15 protein-coding genes are annotated in these 17,014 nt (G+C 76.3%); all 15 read left to right on the forward strand.

Annotated features, from left to right (window positions below; translation table 11 throughout):
• Positions 1 to 103: 103 nt before the first annotated feature.
• On the forward strand, positions 104 to 1,516 hold the full coding sequence (gene dacB, locus OKX07_RS03445) for a D-alanyl-D-alanine carboxypeptidase/D-alanyl-D-alanine-endopeptidase (protein WP_265630466.1): 1,413 nt from the start codon (positions 104 to 106) through the stop codon (positions 1,514 to 1,516).
• Positions 1,517 to 1,613: 97 nt separating this feature from the next.
• Entirely contained in the window at positions 1,614 to 2,705 is a 1,092-nt protein-coding gene (locus tag OKX07_RS03450; protein ID WP_265630467.1) for a zinc-dependent metalloprotease, read from the forward strand.
• A gap of 84 nt (positions 2,706 to 2,789) precedes the next feature.
• Complete coding sequence (tilS, locus tag OKX07_RS03455; RefSeq protein WP_265630468.1) at positions 2,790 to 4,016, forward strand: tRNA lysidine(34) synthetase TilS; 1,227 nt, start codon at positions 2,790 to 2,792, stop codon at positions 4,014 to 4,016.
• A gap of 3 nt (positions 4,017 to 4,019) precedes the next feature.
• Positions 4,020 to 4,574, forward strand: a complete 555-nt coding sequence (gene hpt, locus OKX07_RS03460) for a hypoxanthine phosphoribosyltransferase (RefSeq protein ID WP_265630469.1) — start codon at positions 4,020 to 4,022, stop codon at positions 4,572 to 4,574.
• 135 nt (positions 4,575 to 4,709) lie between these two features.
• Positions 4,710 to 6,761: an ATP-dependent zinc metalloprotease FtsH gene (gene ftsH / locus OKX07_RS03465; RefSeq protein ID WP_265630470.1), complete on the forward strand. Its 2,052-nt coding sequence runs from the start codon at positions 4,710 to 4,712 to the stop codon at positions 6,759 to 6,761.
• 73 nt (positions 6,762 to 6,834) lie between these two features.
• A complete protein-coding gene (gene folE / locus OKX07_RS03470) occupies positions 6,835 to 7,437 on the forward strand; it encodes a GTP cyclohydrolase I FolE (RefSeq protein WP_416220860.1) in 603 nt (200 codons plus the stop codon).
• Between the two features lie 9 nt (positions 7,438 to 7,446).
• Complete coding sequence (gene folP / locus OKX07_RS03475) at positions 7,447 to 8,391, forward strand: dihydropteroate synthase (protein WP_416220818.1); 945 nt, start codon at positions 7,447 to 7,449, stop codon at positions 8,389 to 8,391.
• Complete coding sequence (gene folK / locus OKX07_RS03480) at positions 8,388 to 9,881, forward strand: 2-amino-4-hydroxy-6-hydroxymethyldihydropteridine diphosphokinase (protein ID WP_265630471.1); 1,494 nt, start codon at positions 8,388 to 8,390, stop codon at positions 9,879 to 9,881. The genes folP and folK overlap by 4 nt, the downstream gene beginning before the upstream one ends.
• Positions 9,878 to 10,372, forward strand: a complete 495-nt coding sequence (locus OKX07_RS03485) for a DUF3180 domain-containing protein (protein WP_265630472.1) — start codon at positions 9,878 to 9,880, stop codon at positions 10,370 to 10,372. Before folK ends, OKX07_RS03485 begins: the two co-directional genes overlap by 4 nt.
• A 187-nt stretch (positions 10,373 to 10,559) precedes the next feature.
• Positions 10,560 to 11,081 (forward strand): PH domain-containing protein, encoded by a 522-nt coding sequence (locus OKX07_RS03490; protein WP_265630473.1) that lies wholly within the window; start codon positions 10,560 to 10,562, stop codon positions 11,079 to 11,081.
• Positions 11,078 to 12,736: a PH domain-containing protein gene (locus OKX07_RS03495; protein ID WP_265630474.1), complete on the forward strand. Its 1,659-nt coding sequence runs from the start codon at positions 11,078 to 11,080 to the stop codon at positions 12,734 to 12,736. Before OKX07_RS03490 ends, OKX07_RS03495 begins: the two co-directional genes overlap by 4 nt.
• Positions 12,733 to 13,788 (forward strand): Rossmann-like and DUF2520 domain-containing protein, encoded by a 1,056-nt coding sequence (locus OKX07_RS03500; protein ID WP_265630475.1) that lies wholly within the window; start codon positions 12,733 to 12,735, stop codon positions 13,786 to 13,788. The genes OKX07_RS03495 and OKX07_RS03500 overlap by 4 nt, the downstream gene beginning before the upstream one ends.
• A complete protein-coding gene (panC, locus tag OKX07_RS03505; protein WP_265630476.1) occupies positions 13,785 to 14,771 on the forward strand; it encodes a pantoate--beta-alanine ligase in 987 nt (328 codons plus the stop codon). Before OKX07_RS03500 ends, panC begins: the two co-directional genes overlap by 4 nt.
• On the forward strand, positions 14,768 to 15,238 hold the full coding sequence (gene panD / locus OKX07_RS03510) for an aspartate 1-decarboxylase (protein WP_265630477.1): 471 nt from the start codon (positions 14,768 to 14,770) through the stop codon (positions 15,236 to 15,238). The genes panC and panD overlap by 4 nt, the downstream gene beginning before the upstream one ends.
• Before the next feature lie 24 nt (positions 15,239 to 15,262).
• Positions 15,263 to 16,981: an L-aspartate oxidase gene (locus OKX07_RS03515; RefSeq protein ID WP_265630478.1), complete on the forward strand. Its 1,719-nt coding sequence runs from the start codon at positions 15,263 to 15,265 to the stop codon at positions 16,979 to 16,981.
• Positions 16,982 to 17,014: the final 33 nt, after the last annotated feature.

The raw sequence follows: 17,014 nt of genomic DNA on the forward strand, positions 1-17,014 counted from the left end.
TGCACTTCTGGCGCGTCGTCCTCGTCGTCGCCGCTGTCTCGGACAGTAGTCTGACGCACCGATGCGGCGGTACCGGGGCCGCCGCACGACGAGACGGGTGACGATGACCACAGCGGCACGGGTGGCGGGCGTGGGCACCCTCGTGGTCGTCCTCGCGGCCGGGGCGTACGGCACGGCCGACGCCTACGACGTCGTGCCGGGCATCGTCACCGTCGCGCCGCCGATCGCGGACCCGCTGCCGTTCCCGACGGCTCCCGGTGCCGTCGAGCCGACGGCCGTGCCGCGCGCGCTGGGCGACCTCGACCCCCAGGTGCCGCTGCCCGCCGCCGCCGCCGTCCAGGCCCTCGTCGACGCGCTCGTCACCGACGCGCGGATGGGCCCCTCCGTCGGTGTCGCGGTCGTCGACCAGCTCACGGGCGAGCTGCTCGCGGGCAACGTCCCCGACGCGGGCCGCGTCCCGGCGTCCACCGCGAAGGTCCTGACCGGCGTCGCCGCGCTGACGGCCCTGGACCCCGACGCGACGCTCGCCACGCGCGTCGTGCGCGTCGACGACGGCACGATCGCGCTCGTCGGGGGCGGCGACATGATGCTCGCCGCGGGCGCGGGGGACCCGTCCGCGACGGTGGGCCGTGCCGGCATGGCGGACCTCGCGCAGGCCACCGCGGCCGCGCTCGCGCTGCAGGGTGTCGCGAGCGTGCGGCTGCTCGTCGACGACTCGCTGTTCAGCGGCCCGACGACGAGCCCCGCGTGGGACCCCTCCTACGTCCGCGACGGGTACGCGGCGCCGGTCACGGCGCTGGCGGTCGACATCGCCAAGCTGCGCGAGGGCGAGTACGCCCAGCGCTCCGGCGACCCGTCGCTGGCGGCGGCGGCGGTCTTCGCGCAGCGCCTGGCGGAGCTGGGCGTGGCGGTGCAGGGGTCCCCCGCGCGGACGGACCCCGTGGGGGATCGGACCGAGATCGCACGCGTGGAGTCGGCGCCCGTCGTCGACGTCGTGCACTACTTCCTCGAGACGTCGGACAACACGATCACCGAGGTCGTCTCGCGGCTCGTCGCGCTGGACGGCGGGCTGCCGGCGAGCTTCGACGGCGGCACGCAGGCGGTGCTGCACCAGGTCTCGACCCTCGGTGTCGACCTGACCGGCGCGCGGCTCGTGGACGCGTCGGGCCTGGCCGCGGGGTCGGTGATCGCGCCGTCGCAGCTGGCCGCCGTCCTGCGGCTGACGACCGACCCGGCCCACCCCGACCTGCGCGACGTCGCCGTCGGCATGCCCGTCGCGGGGCTGTCGGGGACGCTGTCCGACCGGTTCACCCGGTCCGACGCCCGGGGCCTGGTCCGCGCCAAGACCGGGTCGCTGCCCAACGTCACGTCGCTCGCGGGCACGGCCCTGGACGTCCAGCGCCGCCAGCTCGTGTTCGTCGTGATGGCCGACCAGACGCCCGAGGGCGGGCAGTGGGCGCCGCGCCAGGCGATCGACGGGTTCGTGGCCGCGCTGGCGGGATGCGGCTGCCGCTGACGCCCGTCGGCGGCCGTCCGCGACCGACAGCGACCGACGACCCGCGACCGCCGACCCGCGCCCGGCACGCCGGCCGACCGCGGGTTACCGTGGCCCGGTGCAGCCCACCCCCCGCGGGCCCGTCGACTGGCGCGCAGCCGCGCGGCTCGCCGGCCGCCTCGCCGCCCCCGGTCCCGTCGCGGACCGCGCGACCCTCGTCGAGCTCGTCGCGGACCTGCGCACGGCGGCCACCGCCGCGGCCGGGCACGTCGTCGAGGCGACGGGCCTGACCCCGGCCGACGGCCGCGACCCGGCTGCGATCTCACGGGTCGTCGTCGTCGACCGGCCCCGGTGGGCCGCCGCGAACGCCGAGATGTTCGCCGTCATGGCCGCACCCCTGGCGACGCGTCGCGACGGCACCCCCGTCGAGGTGCCCGACGCGGCCCGCCTGGCCGCCGCCGCGCAGGTCGGGGGCGTCCTGGCGCTGCTGTCGGGCAAGGTCATCGGCCAGTACGACCCGTTCACGAGCGCGCCGGGCGAGCCCGGCCGGCTGCTGCTGGTGGCCCCCAACGTGCTGGCCACGCAGCGGCAGCTCAAGGTCGACGGCCGCGACTTCCGCCTCTGGGTGGCGCTGCACGAGCAGACGCACGCCCTGCAGTTCGCGGCCGCGCCCTGGCTGGCCGACCACCTGCGCGCACGCTCCGCCGAGCTCATGGGTGACCTGGCCGACCTGGCGCCCGGCGGTGGCCACGACGAGCGGTCCGCGCTGCCGCGCCTGGACGACGTGCTCGGCGCCCTCGTGCGTGCCGTCACCGACGGCGACGGCGGCGTCCTGTCGCTGCTGACGCCCCGGCAGCGGAAGGTGTTCGACGAGGTCGGCGCCGTCATGTCGCTGCTCGAGGGGCACGCCGACGTGATGATGGACGAGGTCGGGCCGGCGGTCGTGCCGAGCGTGCGGGCGATCCGCCGGGCGTTCGAGCGGCGCCGTGACGAGTCCGCGAAGGCCACGGGCCTGGACCGACTGGTGCGGCGCCTGCTGGGCATGGACCTCAAGCTCGCGCAGTACCGCGACGGCGCGGCGTTCGTGCGGGCCGTGCGCGAGCGCGTCGGGCTCGACGGGCTCAACGCCGTGTGGAGCGGCCCGCAGACGCTGCCCAGCGCGGCGGAGATCAGCGACCCGGCCGCGTGGGTCCGTCGCGTGCACGGCTGACGCGACGGGGACGGACGTGAGGCACGGACCGGCCAGGCGTGCGGCAGGCACGGGCCGACGTCCCGCGACGGTCGGCGCCGGGCGGTGAGCGGGCCCGCACCGGCCGTGGCGGCCGTCCGCGTCGCCGTGCGGCGCTCGCTCGCGGACCTCGCGCCGGACGCGACCGTGCTCGTCGCGTGCTCGGGCGGTGCGGACTCCCTCGCGCTGGCCGCCGGGCTCGCGTGGGAGGCGCGCGCGGACGGCACGTGGCGCGCAGGCGCGGTCGTCGTGGACCACGGTCTGCAGGCCGGGTCGCACGACGTCGCGCAGGCGGCCGCCGCCGCGTGCCGCGGGCTCGGTCTGGACCCGGTGCGCGTCGTGCGCGTCGACGTCGGCGCGGACGGCGGGCCCGAGGGTGCCGCGCGCGCGGCACGCCTCGCCGCGCTGCACGCCGTCGCCGACGAGCTCGGCGCGTCGGCCGTGCTGCTGGGGCACACGCTCGACGACCAGGCCGAGACCGTGCTGCTGGCGCTCGCCCGCGGGTCGGGGGAGCGCGCGCTGGCGGGCATGCGGCCCGTCCGGGGCCGCCTGCGTCGCCCGCTGCTCGCGCTGCGGCGTGCGGACACCGAGGGCGCGTGCGCGGCGCAGGGCCTGGTGCCGTGGCACGACCCGACCAACGGCCGCGCGCCCGTCGTCCCGGGTCGCTCCGTCGTCCCGGGTCGCACCGACGCCCCGGACCCGCTCCCGCTGCGCAGCCGCGTCCGCGCCGACGTCCTGCCGGTCCTCGAGGCCGTCCTCGGACCGGGCGTCGCGCAGGCGCTGGCCCGCACCGCGGACGCGCTCGCGGACGCCGCGGACGCCCTCGACGCGGCGGCGGACGACGTCCTGGCGGCGGTGCTCGTGACGACGCCCGCGGCGGACGGCGATCCCGGCGTGGCGGATGGTGTGGCGGACGGCGTGGGGCCCGGCGCGCCCGGAGAGGTGCCCGGCGCGCCCGGCGTGGTGCTGGACGTGGCGCGCCTGGCCACCGCACCTGCGGCGGTGCGTCGGCGCGTCCTGCACGCCGCGGCCGTCCGGGCGGGCGCCCCCGCGGGAGCCCTCGCGCGCGTGCACGTGCTGGCCGTGGACGCGCTCGTGACCGACTGGCACGGGCAGGGTCCCGTCCACCTGCCGGGAGGCCGGGTCGCGTCACGTGCGTGTGGCAGGCTCTACCTCGGCCTGCCGTCCGCGGCGGGCAGCGGGCCTGCAGCACACCCGCACGCGCAGGGGGACCCTGGGCCACGGCCCGACGATCACGACGATCACGACGATCACGACGACGACCGGGAGTGAGCGGTGGACGCGGCGGACATGGGTGACGACCTCGAGCGGGTCCTGCTGAGCGAGGAGCAGCTCCACGCGCGGCTGGACGAGATGGCGGCGCAGATCGACGCCGACTACGCGGGCGAGCCGCTGCTGCTGGTGGGGGTGCTCAAGGGCGCCGTCATGGTGATGGCGGACCTCGCGCGCCGGCTGCGCGGCAACATCGCGATGGACTGGATGGCGGTGTCGTCCTACGGGTCGGGCACCAAGTCGTCGGGCGTCGTGCGGATCCTCAAGGACCTCGACACGGACCTGACGGGCCGGCACGTGCTGATCGTCGAGGACATCATCGACTCGGGCCTGACGTTGTCGTGGCTGCTGTCGAACCTGCGCTCGCGCGGTCCGGCGTCGGTCGAGATCGCGACCATGCTGCGCAAGCCCGAGGCGGCGAAGGTCGACGTCCCGGTGCGGTACGTCGGCTTCGACATCCCGACCGAGTTCGTCGTCGGGTACGGGCTGGACTACGACGAGCGGTACCGCAACCTGCCCTTCGTGGGGACGCTCGCACCGCACGTCTACCAGCACTGACGACGGCCGCGACGCCCGGCACCGGGGCCGGTGTGCCCTGGGCGAACACCCACCGGGACCCACAGGTCCTGCGTGTACTTTCAAGGGCTAGAGTCCCTGCGAGCGGAGGATGAGGGGCCACGGCCCCGATCGCCCATGAATGTCAAGCGTCTCTTCCGCGGCCCCTTCATCTGGGTCGCCCTGGCCGTCGCCCTGTCGTTGGCCGCCTTCGGCATGCTCCAGATGCCGTCGGTCCAGCAGATCGACACGTCCGCGGGCCTGCAGCTCCTCGAGGACGGCAAGGTCGAGCAGGCCCTCGTGACGGAGGGGACGCAGCGCGTCGACCTCACGCTGAGCGAGGCCTACGACCCCGACCCGGACGAGGACGGGGACCTGGGCACGCAGGTCTACTTCTTCTACGTCACGCCGCAGGGCCTGCAGGTCGTCGACGCGATCACGGCCGCGGACCCGACGGACGGCTTCACCTCGAAGGTGCCGCAGCCGTCGTGGTGGGGGAGCCTGCTGACCCTGGTCCTGCCGTTCATCATCATCCTGGGCCTGTTCTGGTTCCTCATGTCCAACATGCAGGGCGGCGGCTCGAAGGTCATGAGCTTCGGCAAGTCCAAGGCGAAGCTGGTGAGCAAGGAGTCGCCGCAGGTCACGTTCGCCGACGTCGCGGGCGTCGACGAGGCGGTCGAGGAGCTGCAGGAGATCAAGGAGTTCCTCGCGGAGCCGGCCAAGTTCCAGGCCGTGGGCGCGAAGATCCCCAAGGGCGTGCTGCTCTACGGGCCCCCCGGGACCGGCAAGACGCTGCTCGCGCGTGCCGTCGCGGGCGAGGCGGGCGTGCCGTTCTACTCCATCTCCGGCTCGGACTTCGTCGAGATGTTCGTCGGCGTCGGTGCCAGCCGCGTGCGCGACCTGTTCCAGCAGGCCAAGGAGAACAGCCCGGCGATCATCTTCGTCGACGAGATCGACGCCGTCGGCCGCCACCGCGGCGCCGGCCTCGGCGGCGGTCACGACGAGCGCGAGCAGACGCTCAACCAGATGCTCGTCGAGATGGACGGCTTCGACGTCAAGACGAACGTCATCCTCATCGCGGCGACCAACCGCCCCGACATCCTCGACCCCGCGCTGCTGCGCCCCGGCCGCTTCGACCGGCAGGTCGCGGTCGACCCGCCGGACCTCAAGGGCCGCGAGCGCATCCTCGCGGTGCACTCGCAGGGCAAGCCGATGGCGCCGGGTGTCGACCTGGCGGTCGTCGCGCGCCGCACCCCGGGCTTCAGCGGCGCGGACCTGGCCAACGTGCTGAACGAGGCCGCGCTCCTGACAGCCCGCCAGGGCGGGCAGGTCATCGACGACCTCACGCTGGACGAGGCGATCGACCGCGTCATCGCCGGTCCGCAGAAGCGCACGCGCGTGATGAACGTCAAGGAGCTGAAGATCACGGCGTACCACGAGGGCGGCCACGCCCTGGTGGCGACCGCGCTGCGGTACACCGACCCCGTGACGAAGGTGACGATCCTGCCGCGCGGGCGGGCGCTGGGCTACACGATGGTCATGCCGATGGAGGACAAGTACTCCACGACGCGCAACGAGCTGCTCGACGTGCTCGCGTACGCCATGGGGGGCCGCGTCGCCGAGGAGCTGGTGTTCCACGACCCGACGACCGGCGCCAGCAACGACATCGAGAAGGCCACGTCGACGGCGCGCAAGATGGTCACGCAGTACGGCATGAGCGCACGCCTCGGCGCGATCAAGTTCGGCCAGGAGTCGTCCGAGATGTTCCTCGGCCGCGACGTCGGCCACCAGCGCGACTACTCCGAGGAGATCGCGGGCACCATCGACACCGAGGTGCGCGAGCTCATCGAGCGCGCGCACGACGAGGCGCGCGACATCCTGGTCGAGTACCGGGACGTGCTCGACGCGCTGGTCCTCGAGCTGCTGGAGAAGGAGACGCTCAACCAGGAGCAGCTCGCCGCGATCTTCACGCCGATCGTCAAGCGCCCGCCGCGCGAGATCTGGCTGTCCGGCGAGGAGCGCTCGGTGTCGGACCGGGGGCCCGTCATGACGCCGGGGGAGAAGGCCGCGCTCAACGGCCACCCGGTGGTGCCGCAGGACGAGGCCGCCGCCGCGCACGCGGAGCGTCCGGCGAGCGCCGTCGTCGAGCTGCCCCCGCAGGGCACGCCGGACACGGACGGGCCGCACTGACGTGACCGACGCGACGACCCCCACCCCGCCGTCGATCGACGGCAGGGCGTCGAGCGACACCCCGCCGTCGACGATCACCCGCACCCGCGTCGACGGCGGCCGGGCGATCGCGCCCTACGACGAGGAGCGGGCCGCGCGCGCGGTGCGTGAGCTGCTGTTCGCCGTCGGCGAGGACCCCGACCGCGAGGGGCTGCGCGAGACGCCCGCCCGGGTCGCCCGGGCGTACCGCGAGATCTTCGCGGGGCTCACGATGGACGCGCGCGACGTCCTCACCACGACCTTCGACCTCGGCCACGAGGAGATGGTGCTGGTGAAGGACATCGAGGTGTACTCGACGTGCGAGCACCACCTCGTGCCGTTCCACGGCGTCGCGCACGTCGGGTACATCCCGGGGGCCGACGGCCGCATCACGGGTCTGTCGAAGCTCGCGCGGCTCGTCGACGTCTACGCGCGCCGACCGCAGGTGCAGGAGCGGCTGACGTCGCAGGTCGCCGACTCGCTCGTCGCGGAGCTGAACCCCAAGGGCGTCCTGGTCGTCATCGAGTGCGAGCACCTGTGCATGTCGATGCGCGGGGTCCGCAAGCCGGGCTCGCGGACCGTGACGTCCGCGGTGCGCGGCCAGATGCGCGACGCCGCCACCCGGGCCGAGGCGATGAGCCTGGTCGTCGGGCGCTGACGGGCCGACGTGGACACGCGGGCGAGCGCGCAGGGTCCGGCCGGGTCGCGCCTGACGGCGCTGCCGCCGGCACTGCGCACGCCTGACCGCACCCTGGTCATGGGGGTCGTCAACGTCACCCCCGACTCGTTCTCGGACGGCGGGCGCTGGTTCGACGTCGAGACGGCCGTGGCCCGGGGTCTGACGCTGCTCGACGAGGGTGCCGACCTGCTCGACGTGGGCGGGGAGTCGACGCGCCCCGGCGCGGCGCGCGTCCCCGTCGCCGAGGAGCTGGCCCGCGTGCTGCCGGTCGTCGAACGGCTCGTGGCCCACGGCGCGACGGTCAGCGTCGACACGACCCGCGCGGACGTCGCGGCGCAGGCCGTCGAGCGCGGCGCGGTGCTGGTCAACGACGTGTCGGGCGGCATGGCGGACCCCGCGATGGCGGCCGTCGTGGCGCGCACGGGTGCGGCGTACGTCGCGATGCACTGGCGCGGGCACGCCGAGGTGATGGACTCCCGCGACGTGTACGACGACGTCGTCGGCGAGGTCCGTCGCGAGCTGGCGCAGCGGGTCGACGCCCTGCGCGCCGCCGGGGTGCACGACGACCAGGTCGTGCTGGACCCCGGTCTGGGGTTCGCGAAGACCGGGGAGAGCAACTGGCCCCTGCTGGCGCACCTGCCGCAGCTCGTCGCCGACGGGTACCCGGTGCTGGTGGGCGCCAGCCGCAAGCGGTTCCTCGGGCACCTGCTCGCGGGGCCGGACGGGACGCCCGCGGCGCCACCGGACCGCGACGACGCGACAGCCGCCGTCACGGCGCTGGCCGCGGCCGCCGGTGCGTGGGCGGTCCGGGTGCACGAGGTGGCGGCGTCGGCCGCGGCGGTCCGGGTGGCCGCCCGCTGGACGGACGCGCAGCAGGACCACAGGTCGGGACGGCACGCGACGACGGGTGCCGCACGGGAGGGAGCACGGTGAACGCGCAGGACGACGCGCACGACGACGGCGGGCGCCGGCTGGACCAGATCCGGCTGACGGGCATCAGCGCGACCGGGTACCACGGGGTGTTCGAGCACGAGCGACGCGAGGGCCAGACGTTCGTCGCGGACGTCGTGGTGCACGTCGACACGCGCCGCGCGGCCGCGGGCGACGACCTGGCGCACACCGTCGACTACGGCGAGCTGGCCCAGCTGGTCGCCGCGGTGCTGTCCGGTGAGCCCGTGGACCTCATCGAGACGGTCGCGGAGCGCATCGCCGCGACCGTGCTCGCCCGCCCGCTCGTGCAGGCCGTCGACGTCGCGGTGCACAAGCCGCAGGCGCCCATCACGGTGCCGTTCGGTGACGTCGTCGTCTCGATCCGGCGCGACCGGACCAAGCTGCCGGCCGCGGAGCCGTACCGGCCCGCGACCGGTCAGGTGCGCCGGTCGGACGGCGAGCCGCGCCCGCGCACGGCTGCGCTGCCGGTGTCGCAGCCCGTGGCCGTGTCGGCGCCGCCGCCCGCGCCGCCGGGCCTGCCCGTACCGGTGGCGCAGGCCCCCGCAGGGATGGTCGGCGCGTCGGCGACGCCCGGCGGCGGCCCGTCCGGCGAGGTCCCGGCGGCTCCCGAGGTACACCGCCTCGGGCACGACACGGGACCCGACGGTGCGGGGACGGTCGTCGTCGGCCCGGCGCCGACGGGTGCCGTCCCGACGGGTGTGCTGCCGGCGGTCGCGGCGGCGTCCGGTGCCGCGCGGCCCGTCGCAGGCCCGGTCGACGTCGGCCCGGACCCGCTCGACGGCCCCCGCACGCAGGTCATGGCTCCCGTCCCGGACGTCGAGCGGACCGAGCTGATGGCCCCGGTGCCGGACGTCGTCGAGGGCGAGCTGGTCCTCGACGCGCTCGACGAGCCGCCCACGCGCCCGGTCCGCGCGGTGCTCGCCCTGGGCGCCAACCTCGGTCCCGCGCAGGACACGCTGCGCCAGGCCGTGGACGACCTCGCGGCCACGCCGGGCATCGAGATGGTGGCCGTGTCCCCGTTGGCGAGGACGGCCGCGGTCGGACCCGAGCAGCCGGACTTCCTCAACGCGGTCGTCCTGACGCGCACGACGCTCGCGGCGCGCGAGCTGCTGCGGGCCGTGCACGCGGTCGAGCAGCGGCACGGACGCGAACGCCACGAGCACTGGGGCCCGCGCACGCTCGACGTCGACATCATCGTCTACGGGGACACGCTGGCCGTGACCGACGACCTCGAGCTGCCGCACCCGCGCGCGCACGAGCGGGCCTTCGTCCTGCAGCCGTGGGCGCAGGTGGACCCCGACGCGCAGCTCCCGGGCCTCGGCGGCGGCCCCGTCGCGCAGCTCGCGGCGACAGCGCCGGACCGTGACGGCGTGCGGTGGATGGCGCTCGACTGGCTCACCGCGCCGGTCCCCGCGGCCAACCCCGAGCCGGACGGCACGGACCCGAGCGCACGCGAGGCGCACCTGCCGTGAGCGCGACACGTCGCCGCACGCTCGTGCTGCTCGCGGCCGGCGTCGCCGCCGTCACCTGGTGGGCGATGCGGCTGACGGTCGGGCGGGGGGCCGCCACACCGCCCGACATCCCCTGGCTCGTCGTGGCGGTCGAGCTGGTCATCGCCGGGGTCGTGCTCTCCATGGGCTGGGCGGTGCGTCAGTACCAGCGCGGCAAGCGGCCGACCCTCGACCCCGTGCGGGCTGCCCGGACCGCGGTGCTCGCCAAGGCGTCCTGCTACACCGGTGCGCTGCTCACGGGCTGGTACGGCGGGCAGGCGCTGTCGCTGCTGACCGACGCCGACGTGCCGGGCAGCACGACGCTCGCGGCGGCCGCGGGCGTCGCCGTGCTCGGCGCCGTCGTGCTCGCCGTGGTCGGCCTCGTCGTCGAGCACTGGTGCCGCGTCCCGCCGCCGGCGGGGGACGAGCCGGTCCGGCCGCTGGCCGCGGACCCCGACCCGGCGGCCGGCTGAGCCGGACCCCGGCCCGGTCGTCCGGCGCGCACCGCCGAACGCACCACCACACCCCGACCCGACCCCCGTCAGGGGAGCCAGGTTCCGGTCGGCGGGGGGCGTGGCGGTGGCCTGGCCGGCTCGCGGTGCGGCGGGCTCGTCCGCGGGGCGGACCCGGCGCCCGTCGCGGTGCGCGAGGATGGATGCCATGACCGCGACCCCCGAGGAGCCCGGCGCCGTGACCGACGCCGACCCGTTCGACCTGCACGACGTGGCCTGGACCGCGGTGTCGCCGCGGCTGGCGACCGCGCGGCTGGTGGTGCTGGCGATCTGGGCGGTCGTGCTCCTCGTGCCCACGACGGCGCTGGCTGCGGCGTTCGACGTGGCGTGGCTGTGGGCCGTGCCCGGCGTCCTGGCCGTGCTGTTCGTCTGGGGCGCGCTGCTCGTCCACCGGCAGGTGCGTGCGCTGCACTACGCCGAGCGCGCCGACGACCTGCTGATCCGCCACGGCATCATGCTGCGTCAGCTCGTCGTCGTCCCCTACGGCCGCATGCAGTACGTCGACGTGAGCTCGGGCCCGCTGGCACGCCGCCTGGGCATCGCGACCGTGCAGCTGCACACCGCGGCGCCCGGCACCGACGCGACCATCCCGGGGCTCCCGCCGGCCGAGGCGGCGCGCCTGCGCGACCGGCTCGCGTCGCGCGGTGAGGCCCGCCTGGCGGGGCTGTGAGCACCGCGCTGCGGCCCGTGCCGGAGTCGGCGGGCGAGGAGGGCTACGACTGGCGTCGGCTGCACCCGGTGACACCGGCGCTGCGCGGCTGGAAGGTCCTCGTCGCGTTCGTCGCGATCATCGGGTTCCAGATGTCCGAGACGCTGCAGGAGATCGCCGAGGCCCTCGGGCCGGGGCGGGCCTGGCTCGTCGTGCTCGGGGTCGTCCTGCTCGTCGGGGCCGTGGGCTTCGTGTACTCCGCGCTCGCGTGGCGCGTCATGCGGTACGCCGTGACGGACGGCGCCGTCCACCTGCGCACGGGCCTGGTGTTCCGCCAGCAGCGCCAGGCGCGCCTGGACCGGCTGCAGGCCGTCGACGTCGTGCAGCCGCTGCTCGCGCGGCTGCTGGGGCTCGCCCAGCTCAACCTCGAGGTCGCGGGCGGCTCCGGCTCGGCCGTGCAGCTCGCGTTCCTGCGCGAGTCCGAGGCGACGGCGCTGCGCGCGCAGATCCTCGCGCTCGCGGCGGGCGTCGGACCGCAGCGGGTGGCGGCGGCCGTCGCTCCCGGCGAGGGCGCCGCGGCACCGTCGGGCGAGGCACCCGCCGGGGAGCCGGGGACGGCGCCGGTCGCCCCGCCGCTCGCGGCACCCGTGTACGAGGCGGCGCCCGAGCGCCAGGTCTACGAGCTGCCGATGTCGCGGCTCATCGGGTCGATCCTGCGGTCCGTCGCGCCGTGGCTGCTCCTCGCGATCATCGTCGCCGCGGTCGTCGGCAGCATCCTCATGGGCGACGTCTCCGGCATGTTCGTGCTGGTGCCGGCCCTCATCGGCGCCGGCGGGTACGTGTGGGGACGCGTGAACACCGGCGCGACGTTCCGCGCCGCGGTGTCCCCCGACGGCATCCGGCTGCGGCACGGCCTCACGGAGACCCGCACGCAGACCGTCCCGCCGGGCCGCGTGCAGGCCGTCCGCCTCAGCCAGGGGCCGCTGTGGCGCCGCGCCGACTGGTGGAAGGTCGAGATCAACGTGGCCGGCTACGGCGCCGAGTCGGCGACCGAGTCCGTGCTGCACCCCGTCGCGACGCGCGCCGAGGCCGCGGTCGCCCTGTGGCTCGTCCTGCCGGACCTGGGCGTCGACGACCCGGTCGCGACGCTCGACGCCGCGCTCGCGGGCCTCGACCAGGACGGCGGGTTCACCGCCGCGCCGGAGCGGGCGCGCTGGGTCGACCCGCTGAACCGGCGCCGGCACGGCGTGCTCGTGACCCGCACGGCGCTGCTCATGCGCTCGGGACGGTGGTGGCGCACGGTGATCGTCGTCCCGCACGAGCGCACGCAGAGCCTCGGGCTCGTCCAGGGCCCGGTGCAGCGTCGGCTGCGGCTCGCGTCGTTCGTCGCGCACTCGACGCCCGGTCCGGTGTCGCCGCGCGTCGAGCACCTCGACCAGCACGTGGCCGCGGCGCTCCTCGAGGAGCAGGCGCACCGGGCACGCGAGGCCCGGGCCGTCGCCCGGCCCGAGCTGTGGATGCGGACGGCCGACGCGGACCTGGGCGCAGGCGGGGACGTGGCCGGTGCGGAGCCGCCGCGCCCCGCCGACCCGCTGCCCGCCGACCCGCGCACCGCCGACCAGCGCACCGCCGACCCCCGCCCCGTCGACCCGCTGCCCGCGGAGCCGCGTCCGTGAGTGCGGACCCGGCCTCGCGCCCGGGCCGCCTCGGCGTCGGGGTCATCGGCGCCGGACGCGTCGGCGCGGTCCTCGGCAGCGCGCTGCGCGGCGCCGGGCACCCGGTGGTCGGGGTGTCCGCGGTGTCGGACGCGTCGCGCGAGCGGGCGGCCGTCCTGCTGCCGGGCGTCCCGGTGCTCGTGGTGCCGGAGGTCGTGCGCCGCGCGGAGCTCGTGCTGCTCGCGGTCCCCGACGACGCGCTCGCGCCCCTGGTGCGCGGGCTGGCGGACACCGGTGCGTGGCAGGCGGGGCAGATCGTCGTGCACACGTCGGGCCGGTTCGGGGCCGCCGTCCTGGCGCCCGCCCGGCAGGCGGGCGTCATCCCGCTGGCGCTGCACCCGGCGATGACGTTCACGGGCACGTCGTTGGACCTGGCCCGGCTGATCGGCTGCTCGTTCGCGGTGACCGCGCCGTCCCCCGTGCTGCCGATCGGCCAGGCGCTCGTCGTGGAGATCGGGGGCGAGCCCGTCGTCGTCGGGGAGGACCAGCGCCCGCTGTACCACGCGGGTCTCGCGCACGGCGCGAACCACCTGGTCGTGCTCGTCGCGCAGGCGGCGCAGGCGCTGCGGGCCGCGGGCGTCGACGAGCCGGGGCACGTCCTGCGCCCGCTGCTCGAGGCCGCGCTCGACGGTGCGCTGCGCGCCGAGGACGGTGCCGGCGACGGCGGCACGGGTGCGATCGCCGCCCTGACGGGACCGGTGCGCCGGGGCGACGCGGGCACGGTCGCCGACCACGTCGCGGTGCTGTCGGCGTTCGGCGCGACCAGCGGTGCGGTCGACGTGCCGGCGGGTTACGGTGCCCTGTCCCGCGCGGCGGCGGCGCGTGCCCTGGGCGCGGGCCTCGTCGGGCCGGTGGCCGCGCAGCAGGTCCTGGACGCGCTCGCGGGCATCAACCCGCACCCGCCGGTGTTGGATCAGGAGGAGCACGAGGACCGCGCGCCGCGCCCGGGACACCCCGACGGGCCGCCCGGTCCGGTCGACGACGGCGGGCCCCCGCCGCAGGAGGACGCATGAGCACCACCCACCCCGCGCTGGTGCGCGACCGTGACGGCCTCGCTGCGGCGCTCGCCGCGCAGGACGCCACGACGCTGCCGCGCCCGGAGGCGGACACCACCCGGCGGCCGTACCGGCGCGCCGTCGTCATGACGATGGGGGCGCTGCACGCGGGGCACCTGGCGCTCGTGGAGCACGCGCGGTCGCTCGCGGAGGTCGTCGTCGTGACGATCTTCGTCAACCCGCTGCAGTTCGGCCCCACGGAGGACCTCGCGCGCTACCCGCGGGACCTGGACGGCGACCTGGCGCTGCTGTCCGGCCCGGGTCTGCTGCGCCCGCAGGACGTGGTCTTCGCGCCCGACGTCGCCGTCGTGTACCCCGACCCGGGCCCCGTGGTCCGCGTCTCCGCGGGCCGGCTGGGCGCGGTGCTGGAGGGCGCGTCGCGTCCCGGGCACCTCGACGGCGTCCTCACGGTCGTCCTGAAGCTGCTGCACCTGACGCAGCCGGACGTCGCGGTCTTCGGTCAGAAGGACGCGCAGCAGGTGGTCGCTGTCCGGCGCATGGTCGCCGACCTCGACGTGCCGGTCCACGTGGCCGTGCACGCGACGGTGCGCGAGGGCGACGGCCTGGCGCGCTCGAGCCGCAACGCCTACCTGACGGGTGAGGAGCGCACGCGGGCCGTCGGCCTGTCGGCGGCGCTCGCCGCGGGTGCGCGGGCGGCCGACGCCGGGGGGAGCCCGGACGTGGTCGTCGCGGCCGCGCGGGCGGTGCTCGACGAGCACCTGTCCGCACAGGACACGATCGACTACGTCGCGCTCGTCGACGCCGCGACCTTCGACACCGCCGGCGCCGGCACCGCGGACGCGCTGCTGCTGCTCGCGGCGCGCGTCGGGGCGACCCGCCTCATCGACAACGCGCCGCTGACGCTGCGCCCGGCCGGTCTGGCCGCGGCGGGGTCCACGTCGGGTGGCGGGGCGGGCCGCGGGGCCGGGGGTCACGCATGACGACGCTGCAGCGCACGATGATGACCGGCAAGGTGCACCGGGCGACGGTCACGGCTGCCGACCTGCACTACGTGGGCTCCATCACGATCGACGCGGAGCTCCTCGCGGCCGCGGACGTGCTGCCGGGCCAGCAGGTCGACGTCGTCGACGTCACCAACGGCGCGCGCCTGACGACGTACGCGATCGCGGGCGACCCCGGCAGCGGGCAGGTGTGCGTCAACGGCGCCGCGGCGCACCTGGTCCACCCGGGCGACGTCGTCATCGTCATCGCCTACGGCACCATGTCCGACGCGCAGGCCCGCACGTACACCCCGCACGTCGTGCTCGTCGACGCGGACAACCGCATCGTCGACCACGGGGACGACCCGGGCCAGGTGCCCGAGGAGTGGACCGCGCGGACGGGTCTCGTCCCGTCCGGCCTGCCGCTGACGCGCGGACGCGCCGCGGTGCAGGACGCGGCGCCCTGACCGCGCCGCGCTAGTGTCCCCTCCGTGCTCGTGACGCCCGACCTGCCGTCCGTCCGCCTCGCCACGCGCCTCGCGGCGCCGGAGCCGGGGTGGACGGTCCGCGCGGACGCCGTCGTGGTGGGCTCGGGGATCGCGGGCCTGACGGCCGCCCTCGAGCTGCGCACGCGCGTGCGCCGGGTGCTGCTCGTCACCAAGGGCGTCCTGTCGTCCGGGTCGACGGTGTGGGCGCAGGGCGGCATCGCGGCCGCGCTGGACCCGGGCGACTCGCCCGCGGCGCACCTGCACGACACGCTCGTCGCGGGCGGCGGGCTGTGCGACCCGCGGGCGGTCGAGACGCTGGTCACCGAGGGCCCGCGCCGCGTCCACGAGCTGGTCGCACGCGGTGCCGTCTTCGACACGACGCCCGACGGCGAGATCAGCCTGACGCGCGAGGGCGGGCACCTGACGGACCGCATCGCGCACGCGGGCGGCGACGCGACGGGCGCGGAGATCTCGCGCGCGCTCGTCGCGCAGATCGAGGCGGTGCGCGACGACCCGGGCATCGAGGTCATCGAGCACGCGCTGGTGCTCGACGTGCTGACGGGTGCACCGGGCCCCGACGGGGGACCGGGTCCCGTGACGGGGGTGACGCTGCACGTCATCGGCGAGGGGTCGCGCGACGGCGTCGGCGCGGCGCTCGCCCCGGCGGTCGTGCTGGCGACCGGCGGCATCGGTCAGGTGTACCGCTCGTCGACGAACCCGGCGCAGGCGACGGGCGACGGGATCGCGGCGGCGCTCCGGGCGGGCGCGCTGCTCGGGGACCTGGAGTTCGTGCAGTTCCACCCGACGGTGCTGTGGCTGGGCACAGGTGTGAAGGGGCAGCTGACGCTCGTGAGCGAGGCGGTGCGCGGCGAGGGTGCGCTGCTGCTCGACACCGACGGCGTGCGCTTCATGCCGGACGTGCACCCGCTGGCGGAGCTCGCGCCGCGGGACGTCGTCGCGCACGCGATCGTGCGCCGCACGGCCGCGACGGGCTCGGACCACGTGTGGCTGGACGCACGGCACCTGGGGGCGGACTTCCTGCGCCGGCGCTTCCCGACGATCCACGAGCGCCTGGCGGAGCACGGCATCGACCCGGCCATGGACCTGGTGCCGGTGGCGCCGGCCCAGCACTACCACTCGGGCGGTGTCGTGACGGACCTCGACGGCCGCTCGTCGCTGGTGGGGCTGTACGCGGTGGGGGAGGTCGCGTGCACGGGGGTGCACGGGGCGAACCGGCTCGCGTCGAACTCGCTGCTCGAGGGCCTGGTGTTCGCGCACCGCGCGGCGCGGGACGTCGCGGCGCGCATCGAGGGCGGGTTCCTGCCCCTCGTCGAGCCGGTGCTGCGCCCGGGACCCGAGGCGCTGGTCGCGGCGGCGGCGCGGGCGCGTATCCAGCGGGTCGCGACGGACGGGCCCGGGGTGCTGCGGTCGGGCGACGGGCTGCGGCGCGCGCTCGACGCGCTGGGGGCGATCCCGACGGACGCGCAGCAGCGCCGCGACGACGGCCGGCCGCTGGGCGAGCCGCAGCTCGCGGAGTGGGAGACCACCAACGTGCACCAGGTCGCGACCGTCCTGACGCTCACCGCCCTGGCGCGCGAGGAGTCACGAGGAGGGCACGCACGCGCCGACTTCCCGCTCACGTCGGACGAGTGGCGTGTGCGGGTCGGGGTGAAATCCATATCGGACGGAACGGTCGAGATCGGGCGTCGACCCGTCGGTTAGTCCGATGACCACGCTCCCATCGACGAAACTGTC

It is taken from the genome of Cellulomonas sp. S1-8 (genome assembly GCF_026184235.1).
GTDB lineage: Bacteria > Actinomycetota > Actinomycetes > Actinomycetales > Cellulomonadaceae > Cellulomonas.